The organism is Moritella sp. 36, assembly GCF_018219415.1.
Classification (GTDB): domain Bacteria; phylum Pseudomonadota; class Gammaproteobacteria; order Enterobacterales; family Moritellaceae; genus Moritella.
The window spans coordinates 3,954,426-3,971,545 of sequence record NZ_CP056120.1 but is presented as its reverse complement, the minus strand read 5'-3'; the positions used below and the strand labels follow the sequence as shown (position 1 = coordinate 3,971,545).

At 37.0% G+C, this 17,120-nt stretch carries 18 protein-coding genes; 17 read left to right on the top strand and 1 reads right to left on the bottom strand.

Going from position 1 to position 17,120, the window contains the following annotated elements; genetic code table 11:
* Positions 1-6: 6 nt before the first annotated feature.
* Positions 7-621, bottom strand: a complete 615-nt coding sequence (locus tag HWV03_RS17535; RefSeq protein ID WP_255546901.1) for a hypothetical protein — start codon at positions 619-621, stop codon at positions 7-9.
* A gap of 227 nt (positions 622-848) precedes the next feature.
* Here HWV03_RS17535 and HWV03_RS17530 point away from each other — a divergent pair, with 227 nt between their 5' ends.
* The 17 genes from HWV03_RS17530 (at position 849) to HWV03_RS17455 (ending at position 17,117) form a co-directional block, all read left to right on the top strand.
* The gene (locus HWV03_RS17530) at positions 849-1,058 is read left to right on the top strand and encodes a Flp family type IVb pilin (protein WP_211677044.1); all 210 of its coding nucleotides are present in this window, start codon (positions 849-851) and stop codon (positions 1,056-1,058) included.
* 11 nt (positions 1,059-1,069) lie between these two features.
* On the top strand, positions 1,070-1,495 hold the full coding sequence (locus HWV03_RS17525) for an A24 family peptidase (protein ID WP_211677043.1): 426 nt from the start codon (positions 1,070-1,072) through the stop codon (positions 1,493-1,495).
* Positions 1,496-1,504: 9 nt separating this feature from the next.
* Complete coding sequence (gene cpaB, locus HWV03_RS17520; protein WP_211677042.1) at positions 1,505-2,323, top strand: Flp pilus assembly protein CpaB; 819 nt, start codon at positions 1,505-1,507, stop codon at positions 2,321-2,323.
* Positions 2,324-3,661 (top strand): type II and III secretion system protein family protein, encoded by a 1,338-nt coding sequence (locus HWV03_RS17515; protein WP_211677041.1) that lies wholly within the window; start codon positions 2,324-2,326, stop codon positions 3,659-3,661.
* On the top strand, positions 3,658-4,185 hold the full coding sequence (locus tag HWV03_RS17510; protein ID WP_211677040.1) for a hypothetical protein: 528 nt from the start codon (positions 3,658-3,660) through the stop codon (positions 4,183-4,185). Before HWV03_RS17515 ends, HWV03_RS17510 begins: the two co-directional genes overlap by 4 nt.
* Complete coding sequence (locus tag HWV03_RS17505; protein WP_211672762.1) at positions 4,185-5,420, top strand: AAA family ATPase; 1,236 nt, start codon at positions 4,185-4,187, stop codon at positions 5,418-5,420. The genes HWV03_RS17510 and HWV03_RS17505 overlap by 1 nt, the downstream gene beginning before the upstream one ends.
* On the top strand, positions 5,420-6,718 hold the full coding sequence (locus HWV03_RS17500) for a CpaF family protein (RefSeq protein WP_211677039.1): 1,299 nt from the start codon (positions 5,420-5,422) through the stop codon (positions 6,716-6,718). The genes HWV03_RS17505 and HWV03_RS17500 overlap by 1 nt, the downstream gene beginning before the upstream one ends.
* The gene (locus HWV03_RS17495; protein ID WP_075471055.1) at positions 6,715-7,635 is read left to right on the top strand and encodes a type II secretion system F family protein; all 921 of its coding nucleotides are present in this window, start codon (positions 6,715-6,717) and stop codon (positions 7,633-7,635) included. Before HWV03_RS17500 ends, HWV03_RS17495 begins: the two co-directional genes overlap by 4 nt.
* Positions 7,635-8,516, top strand: a complete 882-nt coding sequence (locus tag HWV03_RS17490) for a type II secretion system F family protein (RefSeq protein WP_211677038.1) — start codon at positions 7,635-7,637, stop codon at positions 8,514-8,516. Before HWV03_RS17495 ends, HWV03_RS17490 begins: the two co-directional genes overlap by 1 nt.
* A gap of 4 nt (positions 8,517-8,520) precedes the next feature.
* Positions 8,521-9,219: a tetratricopeptide repeat protein gene (locus HWV03_RS17485; protein WP_211677037.1), complete on the top strand. Its 699-nt coding sequence runs from the start codon at positions 8,521-8,523 to the stop codon at positions 9,217-9,219.
* Positions 9,220-9,228: 9 nt separating this feature from the next.
* Positions 9,229-9,720 (top strand): TadE family protein, encoded by a 492-nt coding sequence (locus tag HWV03_RS17480; protein WP_211677036.1) that lies wholly within the window; start codon positions 9,229-9,231, stop codon positions 9,718-9,720.
* Entirely contained in the window at positions 9,704-10,240 is a 537-nt protein-coding gene (gene tadF / locus HWV03_RS17475) for a tight adherence pilus pseudopilin TadF (protein ID WP_211677035.1), read from the top strand. Before HWV03_RS17480 ends, tadF begins: the two co-directional genes overlap by 17 nt.
* Positions 10,240-11,457 (top strand): vWA domain-containing protein, encoded by a 1,218-nt coding sequence (locus HWV03_RS17470; RefSeq protein WP_255546900.1) that lies wholly within the window; start codon positions 10,240-10,242, stop codon positions 11,455-11,457. Before tadF ends, HWV03_RS17470 begins: the two co-directional genes overlap by 1 nt.
* 20 nt (positions 11,458-11,477) lie before the next feature.
* Complete coding sequence (locus HWV03_RS17465) at positions 11,478-12,122, top strand: OmpA family protein (protein ID WP_211677034.1); 645 nt, start codon at positions 11,478-11,480, stop codon at positions 12,120-12,122.
* A gap of 197 nt (positions 12,123-12,319) precedes the next feature.
* Positions 12,320-14,158 (top strand): diguanylate cyclase domain-containing protein, encoded by a 1,839-nt coding sequence (locus tag HWV03_RS17460; RefSeq protein ID WP_255546899.1) that lies wholly within the window; start codon positions 12,320-12,322, stop codon positions 14,156-14,158.
* Positions 14,155-14,892, top strand: a complete 738-nt coding sequence (locus HWV03_RS22635) for an EAL domain-containing protein (RefSeq protein WP_255546898.1) — start codon at positions 14,155-14,157, stop codon at positions 14,890-14,892. The genes HWV03_RS17460 and HWV03_RS22635 overlap by 4 nt, the downstream gene beginning before the upstream one ends.
* 200 nt (positions 14,893-15,092) lie before the next feature.
* Positions 15,093-17,117 carry an EAL domain-containing protein gene (locus HWV03_RS17455; RefSeq protein WP_211677033.1) on the top strand — a complete coding sequence of 675 codons (2,025 nt, stop codon included), beginning with the start codon at positions 15,093-15,095 and terminating at the stop codon, positions 17,115-17,117.
* Positions 17,118-17,120: the final 3 nt, after the last annotated feature.

Sequence of the window (17,120 nt, the reverse complement as noted above, 5' to 3'; positions counted from 1 at the left end):
TTTAACTCATGAATGCTTCAAATCGGTCAGATATTTAATTGTTTCTGATAGCTCAGCAATAGACTTATGTGGGCGCATATTTACTTGGTATGTACCATTTACAATGATGCTTGGAATTTGCATGATTGTGGCTTGTGCAGTCAATTTTTCTGAACGAGCCAGCTGTGTATTAACTTTCGCTTGCTGTTCTTCTGTTAGTTGACTGATAGGGTTAAGTTGGTAACGAGTAAACAGGTTCGCTACCGAGCTACCTTTAATTGGTGCTGATGCTTGAACAATTAAAAAGAGTTCGCGGATAAAATTCTCTGGAAGATTTTTATTTTGAACTGTCGCAGAGTAATACAGTGTTGCTGCGGATCGCGTTACATCATCAAATACGACATGTGTTTTATATATATGCTGCTGGCTCTGCTTACTGATATTAGGCAGCATCATACTTAACTTCCAACAAGGCCGACAAGTTAAAGAAAAAAACTTTTCAACGCCAAGGCTTTCTTCATAAAAATCATTTTTGATTTTATCGTAATGCTTACCTTTAATCGCTTCTGCATAAGCAATCGTATTCTGAGACAGTAGTAATGCGATGAACATTGATTTTAGTATTAAATAAACCCGTTTCATTATTTCTCCTAGCGTTGTTAATCGTGGATACCTTCTAAAGTGTAAGTAACCGGTAACTGCCAGTCTTTAAGGGAGTGTAAGCTGCGTTGCTTGTTAACAGTTTAAACTCCCTTGGTTTTCCTTAGTGTGTATTTTTTTCGTTATTTGATTAAATAGAATGAACTTAATCGAAGAGATCAAATTTAGATTCTCTGTATCAATTTCATTCACTATTAAGGTCGAAAATCATGATCACTAAATTATATGTAAAATCAGCTATTGCACTTAACGAGTTCAAAAAAGATCAACGTGGTGTTACCGCTATCGAATACGCAATTATTGGTGTAGCTATCTCATCTATCGTATTAGCTGTATTCAATGGTTCTTTGCGTACTGCACTGACTGACGCAATAAGTACAATTACGACCAATATTTCATCAGCTAATACACCTAACTAATAAGTTATTTGATGGCATCTTATTTGTGGCTATTTTTAGCCACATTGTCTGTATTTATCTGTATTTCAGATTTAAAAATAAGGCACATATCTAATTTTAATTGCGTGTGCATATTTGTATTGTGCTTGCTGATTTTTATTAATAACTACGATTATTTGAGCATCATTAATTCAAGCTTGGTTTTAATCTGTGGGTTCATGCTCAATCGATTCAATATGATGGGTGGCGGAGATGCAAAACTACTGTTTGCTTTCTCAATTGCAATTTCCCCAAGTTATTTACTCTTGACCATTATGGTCATTGTTTTTATTGGTGGTTTACAAGCTGCAATACTCATTCTTTTTTCTTGGTACAAGAAAGAACCTTATACACGCGGTGTACCTTATGGTTTCGCTATTTGTGTAGGCGCTTTATTTGGTATCGCTGCATCAATTTAGGAACGCTGTGTGAAGTCTAAACTCATTTTAAGCCTTGCTATCGGGTTAATTATCATCGGTTTATATGGTATTGCTGGTAGCTTAAGTCGTCCGGAAACCAATATTCCCGTTATCGAAGCATTAGTCCAAGACACAGATGTCGAAAAGCTAAAGACCTGGTGGTTAAAAAACGATGTTGAGCGTGGTGACATTGTAAAGCGTAGTGATTTTGAAGTTCGGTATTTACCCGAAGCAGAAGCGAATAAAAATGGGGTTGATACCGAGATGAGTATCAATTTTTCGTCTGGTGCTGTTTATAGTCAGAAGCTCAGTAAAAGTACCTTGTTATTTCCTGACATGCTGGTATCTCCACAAGACCAAGGATACATCGAGCTAGTGTTAGCTCCAGACCGTGTCCCTTATGTATTACGTGTACCGGCTGAAGCTGTTGTTGGCGGTGCCATTCGTCATGGCATGCGTGTGGATTTGGTAGCGCTAACATTACCTCAGTCACGTATGAGCATCGAATTCGGCGCTGCTGCATCAAAGACGGCAAGAATGATCGGTGTTAATCCGGTGCTTTTAAACATCAAAATTCTTAAAGTTGTAGAGCAAGTGCTTACCGACAACAGCGAGTTAGAAGATGTACCTACCAATGTTGACATCATATTAGAATTGACAAGAAAGCAAGTTGCTAAGGTAACCGTTGCGAAGCGAATTGCTGAAATAGAGGTACATAAATCAATCGGGGATTATACCGCCGGTGATCTAAAGGCGGATGCTGGTGATGTATTACCAGATTTCAAATCCGTTACTGAGATGCGTGCTAATCATGTGGTAATAAAATAAATGAAAAATATAAAATTAAATATGCAGCTTCTATTTAGAATATTGACCGCATTATGCTTATTCACACTGCCTAACCTTGCTCATGCGGAAAAATGGATTTATATCGATAATGGTGATGCGCATACAGTAACAACCAAGCGTGAAATTGGCACTATATTTGTTAGCGATCCAAGTGTGGCTGATTACCAAGTTATTGATAAGAACAAAGCCATTATTTATGCCAAAAAACGTAGTCAAACACATCTTGTTATTTTTGACGAAGATGGAGAGATCATACTTAATTACAAAATAGTGGTTGCTCGTAATCTTGCCAGTATCAGAAACAAAATTCGTAAATTATTTCCTGCGCAAAAGGTGACACTGACGAATGTGGATACACAGGTGTTGGTGCGAGGCATTGTATCTTCTCAGGACGTGTTAGATAAGATTCTGAACCTTGTATCAAAGTCAATAAATGCGTCTAATAGTGGAAATATAGCAGTATACGATACACAGAATAAAATAAAGAAAAAAACGTACCCAGGTCTATTGAATGAACTTGAGTTGGCGGTAACCAAACAAGTAAATGTTAAGTTATCGATTGCAGAAGTTTCACATACTTTCCTTGAACATATCGGTGTCGAATATGGCTCAATATTAAATGCAAATTTCACGGCTGGCGAATTTTTGAAAAACTTAGCCACAGGGACTAATTCGGATATTGTGTCTTGGCTTTCTGCGACTGGTAATGACTCGGTGGGACAAATATTAGCTGAGCCTAATTTGTCTGTGATTTCTGGTGAGTCGGCTGAATTTCTGGTCGGTGGTGAGCTACCTGTGATTTTCTATGAAGATGGTGGAACGAGAGTCACATATAAAGAATATGGCATCAAACTCACTGTCTCTGCTGAAGTACTGCAAGACAGTAAAATCAGACTATCTCTTGAGCCTGAAGTTAGTAATTTAGATACTCAGTTTGCTGATAGTACATATGATTTACCTGCACTTAAAACACGTAAAGCAAGCACTACTGTTGAATTAGGTGATGGCCAGAGCTTTTTACTTGGTGGACTGATGAGCACTGAAGATAAAGAAGTATTAAAAAAAGTGCCTTTACTTGCGGAGATCCCGCTATTAGGTGCGCTATTTAGGAAGACGGAGACAGAGCGTAATAAAACGGAACTCGTTATTGTTGCAACTGTTAATCTTGTTAAGCCTATCAGCGCAGAGCAAATTCAACTTCCGACGATGCGTAGAACTACAACCCTAAGCCGTTTCTTTGCTGTGGAACAGGAATTTTCGGTTGAGAGTGCTAAATGGACTAAAGAGTTGTTGTCAAACGGAGGGTTTAAACTATGAAATACATTAAGGTATTGATTGTTAGTAGTATTTTGTTTTTGACAGCTTGCGCTGACCGCGCCGATGTTACGAGTGGTATTGGCGTCGATATCACACCAATACATTATTCATTGTCGCTAAACGTGAACAAAAGTAAAAGTCTAGATGCAAAAAAAAGACTTGATTCGTTCCTTGTCGAGCAAAAAGATAACATCTTGTTTGGTCATATAGAAATGTATGTCAGTAATAATACGGCGTACAAATTTGCTAAAAAAGTTGAATCTAAATTGCATGCACAAGGTATAGAGGCCTCTATGATAAGCATTGCCCGTGTTAAGCAGCCTATCAAGCAGCGTTTTGATTATGTTATTAGGGTAACGCGACATCAAGTGACAGTACCCATTTGTCGTCCTGCTCAATTAGGTGATTTTAATCATAATCAATTAGGTTGTACGATCGATTCTATGCGTTGGCAGTTAATGAGTAATCCCGAAAATATGTTGAATCAATTTGAAATGGATACTCGTCCATCAAAGGCTTTGTAATGCTTGATATTGTAGATCTACTCAAATCAAAAAATGATGAAAAGGTAAAGCATGAAGATACTTTTTCGGCGGTTTTATTTAACCAAACGGTAGAGTGTAAAGAGTTAGTAGAAGAAGCCTTTCGTTTTGAAGGTATTACTACGCCAGCGAGTATCGAGAATACCGATGAAAATATTCGTCGCCATGTCAGAGAATCCTCTATAGAAGTGGTGCTGGTTGATCTTAACCGAAGTCAAAATGTCACTAAAGATATGGAAAGGATCTCACACCTACTACCCAATCATGCCTCTGTTATTGTAATTGGTAGTGAGGATGCGATATCGACAATCCGAAATCTAAAGCAGATGGGGTTTTATTATTTATTTTGGCCAATTACAAAAGTTGAGCTTGTCGACTTTGTAAAACATGTTTATGAAAATCGTAAAAAACAAGCTGGGCTTGGCAAGAATAGAATCGCTAAAAAAGTGGCAGTTTGGGGCTCTAAAGGTGGTTTAGGGACGACCTTGTTAACCAGTGAAATTGGTTTAATCCTAAGTGACTTAAAAAATAGTTCATGCGTGATCGTCGATCATAATTTTTCTGGTGGTGATATTGATATATTTTTAGGTATTCCTGACTTTGAAAAAAGAATGGTTCAGAAAGGGGGGATGACGGCTGGAATGGACTTTAGTTATGCAACAAGCATGACGAGAAAAGTTAACGATATGCTGTCGGTATTATCTATTGAATCCGCCGAGCTGAATGAACTTGAGTTGAAAGAATATATTCGTATCTTTGCAACCGAATTAGCAAAACAGAACAACTTTATTCTAGAAGATCTTTCACGTTCAGTTAATAGTAAAAAGGATCTGCTTTATGTATCTCAGGAATGTGACATCTTTGTTTTAGTTATTGAACCAAGCGTGGCGAGTGTTAGAGAGGCCTGCCGTCTTATTTCTGAATTAGACAGAATTGGTTCACCACTGCGGTGTATTTTAGTGATGAATTACACCCGACCTGAAATGTCAGCCAGTATCAGCAGAGCTGAGGTCGAGAAGTGTTTAGGCCAAAAAATTGATATTGTATGTGGTTTTGATAAAAGTGCAGCGAAGGACATTATTGAAGGTAAGCATATTTATCAACTCAACAGCGCCTTGTCTAGTAATATCCATAAATTAACTGGATTGATCCTTGGTCAAGAGAGTCGTGTCACTAAACCCTTTTCTATTAAGCAGTTATTTAAGGGGCGAACGTAATGGAAATGTCTGTTTATGCCCGTTTGAGGTTACAAATTTTCGATGCGCTTGAAGTTGAAGCGGTTAATAGCCTTACTAAAGAGCAACTAGCAAAGCAGTTGTCGGGTGCTATTGATTTGCTGGCTGATCGACAAGGATTAGCAATAACTGTATTGATTCGAGCTGAATTTGTTAAAAACTTAATCGATGAGATTCATGGCTTAGGTCCTTTGCAATCTCTGATGGATGACGAGAGTATCAGTGACATTATGATCAATGGTGCGAACCAGGTTTATATTGAACGTAATGGCTTAGTTGAGCGTTCTGCAGCGTCATTTATTGACGAGGCACAGTTACTTCAAATCGCAAAACGTATTGCCAGCAGGGTGGGAAGACGTGTTGATGAATCACAGCCAACTTGCGATGCGCGTTTAGCTGATGGCAGCCGTGTGAATATTGTTATTCCCCCAGTGGCGATTGATGGTACATCTATATCAATTCGTAAATTTAAAAAAAGCAGTATTGGTTTAGAAAAACTAGCCGAATTTGGTGCCATGTCACCAGAAATGGCGCAATTACTGATGATCGCGGCACACTGTCGTTTGAATATTCTGATTTCAGGTGGTACGGGCTCGGGTAAAACAACCATGCTGAATGCACTTTCTCAGTTTATTTCTGAAAATGAACGAATAGTGACAATTGAAGATGCAGCCGAGCTTAAGCTTCAACAGCCTCATGTTGTAAGACTTGAAACAAGAACCGCTGGTATTGAAGGCAATGGTGCGATTACACAGCGTGACCTCGTGATTAACTCACTGCGTATGAGACCTGATCGGATCATTGTCGGCGAATGTCGTGGTAGCGAAGCGTTTGAAATGCTGCAAGCGATGAATACGGGACATGACGGCTCAATGTCGACACTACACGCGAATACGCCAAGAGACGCACTTGCACGTGTAGAAGCCATGGTTATGATGGCGACGAATAATTTACCACTTGAAGCAATTAGAAGAACGATTGTGAGCGCTGTTGATTTGGTTATTCAAATTAGCCGTTTGCATGACGGTAGCCGAAAAGTAATGAGTATTACCGAAGTTGTCGGTTTGGAAGGCAGTAATGTGGTGCTCGAAGAGATATTTCGTTTCCAACCTCAAGCTTCGCAGGGGCCGGGCGGAAAGGTGAGTGGTAACTTCATTACTGCTGGTTTGATGCAGCGTTCTGTGTTGATGGAAAAGGCGCGCTTTTTTGGCCTTGAGGATAAATTATCTGCTGCATTTAGAGTCGGAGACCCCGTATTTAGAGCAGGGGAAACGGCATGATAGCCAGTTTATGTCTTTGTTTAGGTGGTATTTTAGTGCTAGTCGCATTGAAACCTAACCAGAAAAATAAACAAAAATACCTAGCGCATATAAATCGTTCTGTGCTGGTTAGTTCTATGGACGAAAATCAACAAGCATTAAATTTTAGCTCGCTGACAGCTCTAGATTGGAAACAAAAGACAGTAAGGCTAGTAAATAACCTAAAACGTTATCTTGGACAAGCTGCACCTCTAAAAGCTGCTTTGTTTATGATTAGTATCATCGCTTTATCACTGTTTGTGAACAAAGGTTTTTTCCGAGTGCACTGGCTATTTGTTTCTGTACCTATGTTAATAGTCTCTGTTGTTGTTGGTTATTCGTGGCTTGCAAATAGGGCTAAGAAAAACTTTGAGGCTTCTTTTCCCGATGCGCTCAATATGCTCGCAAGTGCTGTGAGTGCTGGTGAAAGTATCATGCACGCGATTATCTTTGTTGGCCAATCGCTAGACAATGATGTCGGTCGAGAATTTAAATTGATGGGGGAGCGACTCCAGCTGGGTGAAACACCTGATAAGGTTTTCCAAAAGTCTTGTGTACGCTATCCATATCCAACTTTCCAGTTTTTTGTCATTACATTGCGTGCAAATATGCAGCGTGGTGGTCAACTTAAAGAGATTATAACGCGACTTAATCGTTTAATTTTTGATTCGAACGCGATAGAAAAAAAGAAATATGCAATGACATCGGAGGCGAGGGCTTCCGCTAAAATTGTCGGCGCTATTCCATTTATATTCCTGTTTATCTTGCAATATTTAAGCCCTGAAAACTTTGAGTTTGTGATGTTTAGTGACTCAGGTAAACCAATTCTTTATTACGTATTGGTGAGCGAACTTATCGGTATGTCCATCATTTGGTCATTAATGAAAGGGGTGAAATAATGCTTAGCAGTCAAAATGAGTTGTTCTTATTACTGATATTAATCACGTCTGGCGTGGGCTTACTTGGTTTTTATACGTTTGTTTTGTGGAGGCGTAGCAGCAAGCTGTCGAAGCTTAACTTTGCTAAATCAGATGAAGGGGACATACCCTATATTAAAAAGGCTGAAGCTCAGATTCAAAAGGCACTTAATGATCGTAAAAAAACCACTAAAAATGCATTTGAGGCTGCAGGTTTTTATCATATTTCTTGGGCTGAGCATTATCTTAAGATCAAGTATGCTTTGCTTGTTATTGGTTTGTGCGGGTATTACTTTTTATCATTAAACCAGTCGATAGAGATGACTCAACATGTGGTATTTATTGCTGTATGGGTGCTGATATGTGTGGTTATACCCGATATATATATTGATTATAGAACGAAGCAGCTACGTCATAAAATTGCAAACAAGTTACCTTACTTATTAGACCTCATGGCTGTTTGTATACAAACAGGTATGACTATTGAGTCTTCTATGCGCTATTTATCTAAGGAGATGGCTTCATTTGACAGAGATATCAGCTATTTCCTTGATAAAACCAATGATCGTTCAAAGATTGTAAGTTTAGAAAAAGCATTAGATGAGCTGTATGAGTTAGTACCAAGCAATGAAATGCGCAGCTTTGTCGTCACCCTTAAACAGAGTCTTAGATATGGCACGTCTATATACAGTATTTTAACGACGCTGGCGAAAGACATACGTGAACTGCAAATGTTAGGCATGGAAGAGAAAATTGGTAAGTTGGCTGCAAAAATGTCAATCCCATTGATTTTATTTATTATGGTTCCGATTGTTATCTTAATCGCGGCCCCGGGTATTATGAGGTTAGTGCAAAGTGTATAGATATTTGACTTTTATATTGATACTGCTCGTTTCAGGTTGTGCCGCTAATAACAATGATTCGATCTCCAATTCACTCGATTTTTATGAACAAACTCAAAATAATCACAAAATGATTGAGCTATATAAGGCCGAGTTAAAGGCGGAAGAGAATGACATGCTCAGAACTAAGTTGGCGAATGCTTACTTATCGATTGATGACTATGAATCAAGCTTGTTTACGTTAGCGCCTTTATTGAAACAAGGTGAAGTCTCTATCGATATATTAGAGATAAAGGCAAAAGCATTATATAAAAGTGAAAATTTTGATAATGCATTACGTACATGTGAAGAAATAATAGAGAAAGTTGGCGTAAACCCTGAGATTGAAAACTTAATGGGGCTGATTTATGCCGAGAATAATAATTATGCGCAAGCAAGAATTTATTTTAATCGTGCGAGAGCACATTTTCATGACGATATTATTATTCAAAACAACTTAGCTGTTTTAGATTTACTTGAAGGAAATCCACAGGCTTCAATTACACGTTTAATGCCACTTTATACTAAAGATCCAAGTGATATTAAAATAAAGGCTAACTTGATCATTGCTTTCTCTCAAATTAATGATGTGAATGCTGTTAGAAGTATTTTAACTTCAAGTTATTCGCAAGATGAAATAGACGACATCGTCACCGCATTAATCGAACTGAAACCCCTACCGTGAGACCTCTATATGAATAAAGCATTAAGGACCCAGAATGGCGTAGCGACCATAGAGTTTGTTCTCGGGCTATTTCCATTTTGGTTATTAGTTTGTGTTTGGGTTGAAATGAGCTATGTGTCTTATATATCTGGATTAACCGACTTAGCATTGGCTGAATCTTCTCGGTCGGTGAAGAAAGATGAAGATGGCTATATGAATCAGTTTCGGCAAAGTATAAAAAGCAATAACACCCTCTGGTCGCAATTTCTAGACACGAGTAAGTTTAAAGTGTCTGTTCACTATATTGCTAGTTTGAATGACCTTCGGAATATCACGTCGGTTTGCAGGCCAGGTGAAGATGAATTTAGAGAATGTGGTATCGAGGTTAATAGTGCCATTGCAATATACCGAGTCGAATATAACTATAACCCGATGTTTAACTATTTTTTAAGTGATGATCAACTCTTAGTTCGAGAATCAATTGTGATACAGGAATATGAGCGCGATGAATTTAAATTATAAACAAAAAGGTAATTTCACCGTTGAATTTGCAATTGTTGGTGTCGCTTTTTCCTTCCTTATTATATTTAGTGCTGATGTGATTGTTAAATTATCGCTGAAGGGAAAGCTTGACCGATTAAGTTATTCTGTGGCCAACATTCTTAAAGAGCGTACCCAGTTCTACAACGACAGTTACACACTATCAAAGGCTGAAACCAGTACTCTAAATACGATTGCAGAGCAAAGTATGCGCAGAACCTCACTGAATTTTGATGGCAACCTATGGGGTATGCGTATAGAAGCGTTGCAATTTAACAGTAGGGATGAGTCGGCTGTTGTTTCATTTCCTGAAGGAACTCAACCAATTACGCCGAGTATCGACATGGATACTCTGACAAACTTGGCTGTGATGACGAGTTGGGGACGCAGAGCGAGCATATACCGGGTTACCATGGTTTACAGAACTGAAAACTGGTTTGGGGCGTTGATAGGTGAAGAGTTTAATACCGTATCATCTAGCGCAATAATGATAGGCCGATAATGATGAAAGCATATTATAAGCGCCAACAAGGGCATGCAGCATTACTGTTTGTAATGATAGTTCCTGTTTTGTTTGGTATTTTTGCTCTGGCGACTGACGGGGTGCGTGCTTTACAGAGTAAAGCACGGTTAGGGGATGCCGCGGAAGTTGCTATTTTAACAATCGCAGCAAAAAATGCTGATAACACTGATGTAGATTTTGATGGTGCTGGTTCAAAAGTAAATAGGGATATCGCTACTCGTGTTATTTCAAACTATTTTTATAATCAGGATACGATATTACCCCAAGACCTAAAAATTAGTAAATTAGCATGTCATGATATACCCGAATGTCTTGCAGGGTTAGATACAGGGGAGAACCGTTTTAACGAGTACAGCATCGAGGCTAAAACGAAACTCGTTACATGGTTTCCTGGTAATGAATCTATTGTCGGCTTTGGTGATACGTTTACAGTTGGGCATGCAGCAAAAGCGCGAAAATATGTGAATAAAACCGTTGATGTGGTGTTCGTTACCGATTTTTCAGGTTCTATGACAAATGATTGGAATGGCAAGGTAAAAGTTAGGGCTCTTAAAAGTGTAATGAGAGGCATTGTAGATGAAATAGAAAAGTTTGATGCTATTACCGATGGAAATAATACGGTTGGTATTGTCCCGTTTAACACTTATACCAGAAATAGAAGAGGGGATAGATTTTATAATTATATTGATAATGCGTATACGACCATAAGTCGGATTTGGTATCCAGCTCGGAATTCCGGCTGGGTCGATGCCCAATTTTACAACATACCATTAACTAACGATTATAACCGTTTTCGCAATCATATTAATTGGTTTGGTGCAAAGCAAGGGACCGCCTCTTACGAAGGGATAATCAGTGGTGCTCGGATGTTAAAAACGGGTAAAAATCCAAGACGGTTGCTCATTGTGCTTTCAGATGGGAAAGATAGTGATGGTTATCCGTCTATTCGGCATAAGGCATTAAATGATCTCAATTACTGTCAAATAATCAAGAAGGGGCTTTCAGAAGGAAAAAACGAGAAGGGTGAAAATTTCTCGGCTAAGTTGGCCGTTATTGGTTTTGGTTATGATCTAGAAAAAAATGTAGAGCTAGCGAGGTGTGTTGGCGTTGATAATGTTTATAAAGCCGAAAATGAACAAGACATATTAGATAGGATCCTAGAGCTAATATCTGAAGAAATCGGTCATCTAAAGTAACAGTGAATGAATGGGAATATATGAAATCTAAAATAGTGTTGTCGTTATTAATATTATCAGCTTGTACAAGTGCCTATGCAAAGGCAATGAAACAAAACGAATTTATCTCTTACTGCTCTAGTGAGCAGCTAGAATATCAACTAGGTGTTCACATGGGCGAGGTAAATACGGTCCACGAAAAGCAAGGTCAAATGATGTTAGTTAAGGCTAGCAGCGAGACTGACTATGTGTTGAAACGCATGAAAGAGAGCTTCCGTGATTCGGGCTTAAAAGAAGAGTGCGCTGAATATTTATATAGAAATAGTGGTCTTAATTTTACTGAGGGTAGTGGCGATATTTTTGCTCGAGTTAACTTTTCTTTTGATGAAGACAAGTTAACAGGCGAAAGTCGACACATTTTAAATGAGTTAGCGAGTAGCCTGAAAGACTCAAATACTGGTTTACAATTGACTGGTCATACCGACTCTATCGGTAGGGACATCTATAACTATGAACTCGGTATAAAGCGTTCTGAAAGCGTGAAGACATACCTGATCGAAAATAGTGTTAATTCTCAGGGGATATTGCTAGATTCAAAAGGTGAAAAAAAGCCTGAATTTAACAATGATACTTCAGAGGGGCGTGAAAAAAATAGGCGCGTAGATATTGAGTTAACAGAACTCTAACTGCGGTTAATAAGAGTTGTGCTTGTATTGACGCAACTCAGTTTTATCTTTATTAACACTCGACAGGCTCGGGTTTACTTGGGTTTACTTACATTTACTTAAGATTACTTAAGTTTACTTAAAGTTTGAAAGGGTTAATCTCGATATACTCATAGACTTGGTCTAGTAAGTTAAGAGTAGTGGAGAGTGAAACCCTTATGATGAAGTCGATTTCTTTTATATTCAAACAACATTACTTTTTCCCACTATTCTTTCTTATCTTTATAACTCCCTCTTATGCTACTTGTAGCACCAAACATGCTGTAACAGGTATGCTTCCTTATCAGAATGAAGCAATCAAAATTGGTGTTGTAAGCGGTAGCCTATACACAAGAAAAATTGCGAATGGCGATTTTGCCTATAAAATTATAGAAAAACCACTAAAAAGCTGTTTAGGCGTTGAGACCCTCATTATTCAAAAGCCCCTAGCTGAATTGCTTGCATTGGCTAAGAGTGGGAAAGTAGATCTGATTTTTGATCTTGCTAAGAGTAAAGAACGAAATCAATATTTAGACTATTCAATAAGTGTTAGCGATGAAGCTCCCTATATAGTAAGCAGTAACTCGTTAACGAATAGCCTGAAATCAGGTCAGTCAATAGCGACACTTAAAGGTTCTGCTTGGATTGAAATGACCAAAGCTTTTTTAGAATCAATAGGGTTTGAAAATAATATAAAGCTAGTGGGATCTATTTCTGATTTGAACAAAGAACCGTTATTTGTGTCGGGTAGTTCTCATATTACAAATTACCACGGTTTTAAAATGCCGATATCGGAAATTATGGGCAGCCATATTGCGGTTATAAAAAGCAAAAGTGACATATTATTGCCAGTGATAAATGAGATTATCGAAGGTATCGATAAAACTCAATTGGAGAAAGAAATTATCGGCTTTAATAATCAGTATTTGTCATTGTCGAATGCAACGTTACAGAATGGTAATGATATTAATGTATTAATGGATTTTCACTTATTTCCTTTTTATGCCGATAAATATAACAACCTGTTGATATTCAACAAGTATAAAAATCTTGCCGATGAGATCTATGGCATTAATCTTATTGATCAAGATTGCCATGATGATAGCTGCTTTAAATTATATGGCGATGACGTAAAGATGGCTATATACGATAAAGAGAAATTGAGCGATAGGTGGCCAACTAATAGTTTAGGGTTGGTTCGTATTGTACTGTTCAAAAACACTGACATTAATGATGTAAAACGAATTGGTATAATGAAAGAGATGCCAAGTGACCTGCGTTCTCCGTCAAAAAAATATATAGAGTTTTTACATCAAGAAGAAATGGTCGAATACTTTATGCAAGGTGGTATTGATGCATTTATTTCGACAAATTTAGATGGGAAGCTGTTACTCGCGCAGAACCCAGGGTTAAACTTTACTGAAGAACAGCTGAGTTTTAAATCTGTTGTATTTTTAGTACCTAAAGAGCATCCAGACAGCAAAGCCTTACTGTCAATCCTAAATTCACTCATCGAGATATCCAATAACACAGGGTATGTTGCAGTCGATAAACATGCTAGAGAGCTTACTTTACAGTCTGTCATTGACGGTAAAAAGGAATTGAGATTAAGAGATTTTTATTCTTATATAATATTATCTATAATTTTCGTTGTTTATCTTTATTTTGTTTATAAAAAAGTGACTGTTGACCCCCTCACAAAACTATTAAATTCGAGCTTGATGAAAAAGTATCATAAGAAAAAAAGTTATAATTATATCACTTATATTAGTATATCGAATTTAGAAAGTATTAAGAAAGTAGAAGGCGTTGAATATGCTAATAACGTAATTAAGACTTTCTCAAGCATTCTTGTAAATAGTTTTCCTAAGGTTGATAAAATATTCAGGCTTTATGGTGATCACTTTGTTGTCTTTTCAAAAAATAGCTCAGTAGAAATTCTCGAATACAGATTGGGGGTATTGAAGAATAACTCAGAGAAGCAAAAGGTGATATTTAATTGTGGTGTAAAAAAATGACCTGCGATATTAAATTAGACCTGATAGCAAGTACTGAAGCTATGTATGCTAACTCTCTTAATGATGGCGCTTTATTTTATTCTTACGAAAATTCAAAAGAAGTACAAGATTACATCAATAAAAATGTAATTAAAGAGGTTATAACTCAAGCGTTAAAATACAAAAGTTTTAGTGTTAACTTTCAGCCTAAATTCGATCTGAAATTAGGTGTTATATACGGTGCTGAAGCCCTCGCTCGCCTCTATGTAAATGGACAGCATTACTCTCCCGCGGTATTTGTAAATTATTTAGAAAAATGCGGAAGAGTACCAGAGTTAGATTATCTGATTTTAGAAAAAACGATAGATTTCATTAAGATAAATAACATTTATGATGTTGTTTTTTCGGTTAATGTGAGTTCTGAAAGTATAGCTTGTGAGACGTTTAAGAAAAAATTCAGAGCGATATTGACTGAAAATGACATGATCAAAAATTTGGAACTAGAAATTATTGAATCAATAGCATCAGAGCATAAAAATGCGGTTATTAGTTTTATTACAGAAATAAGAAATGATTTTGGTGTGCAAATTTCATTAGATGATTTCACTACCGGTAACTCATCGATGATACTGCTCAGTGAGTTCAGGTTTGACTGTATTAAATTAGATCGAAGTTTGTTTAATGCAATGCATAACAATGACAAGTTCAAGAGGTCGGTTAAAAATTTAATTAAAGAAATAAGAAATAAGAAATAAGAAATTTTAGTGATGATATTGTGTTTGAAGGGATAGAGAATGAGGAGGATGAGTCGCTTGTTATTGAACTTGGCGTAAATAAAGTACAGGGATGGAAGTACTCAAAGCCTATAAGCCCTAGTGATTTTATGATTATGATAATTGGCGAAAATGCTAACTTATAATCAATACCGAGACAACAGTAATGATGAAAAATAACCATGTTTAATAGAATGATTAATAACACTTTTGAAGAATTGTCAAAAAATATATACTTACGAGGACTGTGTAATACGTTTATTATGTTGTTACCAATTCCAGTTATTTCAGCATTATGTGAAGTTTTATCGTCTTTTTTTGCGGGGGGGGAATTTCATCGGTTTAGCTTGTTTATGGAACTTGTTTCCGAAAGTACACGCTCGCTATATCCAGTATTATTATTGACTTATTTTTCTTTATTTCTTTCTAAAAAAGAAGGTGTATCGCGCATTTTGGTAATCACTTCATCTTTAGTGATCGTTTTAATTATATGTAAAACGTGTAAAGTGATAGACAGCACTGCGTTGCTTAATATGAATATCCCATTTTTTATGGCCGTATTAATTCCAGTATTTGTTTCTAAACTTATCTTTTATATTCAGAGCAAAAAATGGTTTATGCGCTCTGAACTACCCTCAGTGATAGATCCGTCGATAAACCTTGTTGGCATCACTTTATTAGTGATTGTCATCATAGGGCTTCCTGCATTCTACTTGTCTTGTTTCGTGATGACTGAAACAGTGAATTGGTTTATTCATTATGATATTAACCCTATATTTAATGCGCTTATATTAGAAACAAGTCGGAATCTGCTTTGGTTCATCGGCATGAATGGCCATGCTGTACTTTCTGGTTCTTCTGCAGGTCTTGATTGCAGCCATTCGGTAGCGATTACTGACATTCAATGCGATTCTGTGCATATTATGAATAGCCTTTTTTTGACCGCTTATGCGTCGATAGGTGGTGCTGGAAATTCGTTGAGTTTAGTTATCTGTATGTTATTAACAAAAAATAAAGGTTATCGTCGACTTGGTGCTGTGTCATTAATATTTAGTTTTTTTAATATTAATGAATTAGTTATATATGGCTTACCTGTCATGTTTAATCCAATTTTAATCATTCCCTTTATTATGGTTCCCATATTATCTCTGTCTCTTGCCTATTTAGTGACGACACTAGGTTTAGTCACTCCTGTTACGATTCCAATTAGTTGGATGACACCGACATTATACAGTGGCTATTTATCTACAGATGGTGATATGAACGCCGTCGTGTTACAAGCGGTCATTGTCATTCTCGGTATTTTTATCTACTACCCATTTTTTCGTCGGATGGATAGTATAAAAATGGCAAATATTGTGTATTCCAAGTCTATTTCGGATAACTATTTTGATTATGATAAATTGGACGAAAGTAAATCGATAGGTGGCATGTTACCAGCAATGAATCAGAATATTCTCGCTCAGAATCGTATTAATAAACTGCAAAGGAGTGGGGACTTTGTATTATTTTATCAGCCTCAATATAATTTTATCACTAAAAATATTGTGTCTATCGAGGCATTGATTCGACATAGAGATCGTCAGGGTAAAATAACACCACCAACATTTATAGATGATTTTAATAAAGTGGGATTGGCTTCAGTACTCGACTTTTGGGTATTGCATCGGGCATTGACTGAAACCGCGACGATCATTAAGGAATTTGGCATTACAGTTTCAATTAATGTATCACCAGTGACATTTATTCGAAAAGATTTTTTTTATGCTGTAAAAGAAGAAGTTGAAAAGGTGGAAGTCCCTTTTTCTAGTATCATTTTAGAAATAACCGAAGATGTATTGATTAAAGATGAGTTTAATACAGCTAAAACAATTAAAAAGTTTAGAGCTTTGGGGGTTAAAATTGCTTTAGACGATTTTGGTTCTGGTTATTCATCATTAGGTTATTTGTCTAAATACACATTTGATATCGTTAAGATTGATCGCACGCTAACAATGAATATTTATAATAAAATAGGGGCGGAACTGTTCTCGTTAACATGCCAGATTGTAAGAACGCTAGGCGCCAAAATAGTTGTCGAAGGTGTTGAAAAACAATGTGAAGTTGAATTGATGAAAAAAGAACAAATTAATACTGCACAAGGATTCTTTTTTTCGAGACCAAAGCCAATAGAAAAGATAGATTTTACTGAAAATGTGCAGTTATAAATT

What these genes read in the sequence shown, in the direction of transcription:
- HWV03_RS17490 (WP_211677038.1), top strand. Translation starts at nt 7,635, where the DNA reads ATGCTTAGCAGTCAAAATGAGTTGTTCTTATTACTGATATTAATCACG.
- HWV03_RS17460 (WP_255546899.1), top strand. Translation starts at nt 12,320, where the DNA reads ATGATGAAGTCGATTTCTTTTATATTCAAACAACATTACTTTTTCCCA.
- HWV03_RS17510 (WP_211677040.1), top strand. Translation starts at nt 3,658, where the DNA reads ATGAAATACATTAAGGTATTGATTGTTAGTAGTATTTTGTTTTTGACA.
- HWV03_RS17495 (WP_075471055.1), top strand. Translation starts at nt 6,715, where the DNA reads ATGATAGCCAGTTTATGTCTTTGTTTAGGTGGTATTTTAGTGCTAGTC.
- HWV03_RS17535 (WP_255546901.1), bottom strand. Translation starts at nt 621, where the DNA reads ATGAAACGGGTTTATTTAATACTAAAATCAATGTTCATCGCATTACTA.
- HWV03_RS17515 (WP_211677041.1), top strand. Translation starts at nt 2,324, where the DNA reads ATGAAAAATATAAAATTAAATATGCAGCTTCTATTTAGAATATTGACC.
- HWV03_RS17480 (WP_211677036.1), top strand. Translation starts at nt 9,229, where the DNA reads ATGAATAAAGCATTAAGGACCCAGAATGGCGTAGCGACCATAGAGTTT.
- HWV03_RS17500 (WP_211677039.1), top strand. Translation starts at nt 5,420, where the DNA reads ATGGAAATGTCTGTTTATGCCCGTTTGAGGTTACAAATTTTCGATGCG.
- tadF (WP_211677035.1), top strand. Translation starts at nt 9,704, where the DNA reads ATGAATTTAAATTATAAACAAAAAGGTAATTTCACCGTTGAATTTGCA.
- HWV03_RS22635 (WP_255546898.1), top strand. Translation starts at nt 14,155, where the DNA reads ATGACCTGCGATATTAAATTAGACCTGATAGCAAGTACTGAAGCTATG.
- HWV03_RS17530 (WP_211677044.1), top strand. Translation starts at nt 849, where the DNA reads ATGATCACTAAATTATATGTAAAATCAGCTATTGCACTTAACGAGTTC.
- HWV03_RS17525 (WP_211677043.1), top strand. Translation starts at nt 1,070, where the DNA reads ATGGCATCTTATTTGTGGCTATTTTTAGCCACATTGTCTGTATTTATC.
- HWV03_RS17470 (WP_255546900.1), top strand. Translation starts at nt 10,240, where the DNA reads ATGATGAAAGCATATTATAAGCGCCAACAAGGGCATGCAGCATTACTG.
- HWV03_RS17455 (WP_211677033.1), top strand. Translation starts at nt 15,093, where the DNA reads ATGTTTAATAGAATGATTAATAACACTTTTGAAGAATTGTCAAAAAAT.
- HWV03_RS17505 (WP_211672762.1), top strand. Translation starts at nt 4,185, where the DNA reads ATGCTTGATATTGTAGATCTACTCAAATCAAAAAATGATGAAAAGGTA.
- HWV03_RS17465 (WP_211677034.1), top strand. Translation starts at nt 11,478, where the DNA reads ATGAAATCTAAAATAGTGTTGTCGTTATTAATATTATCAGCTTGTACA.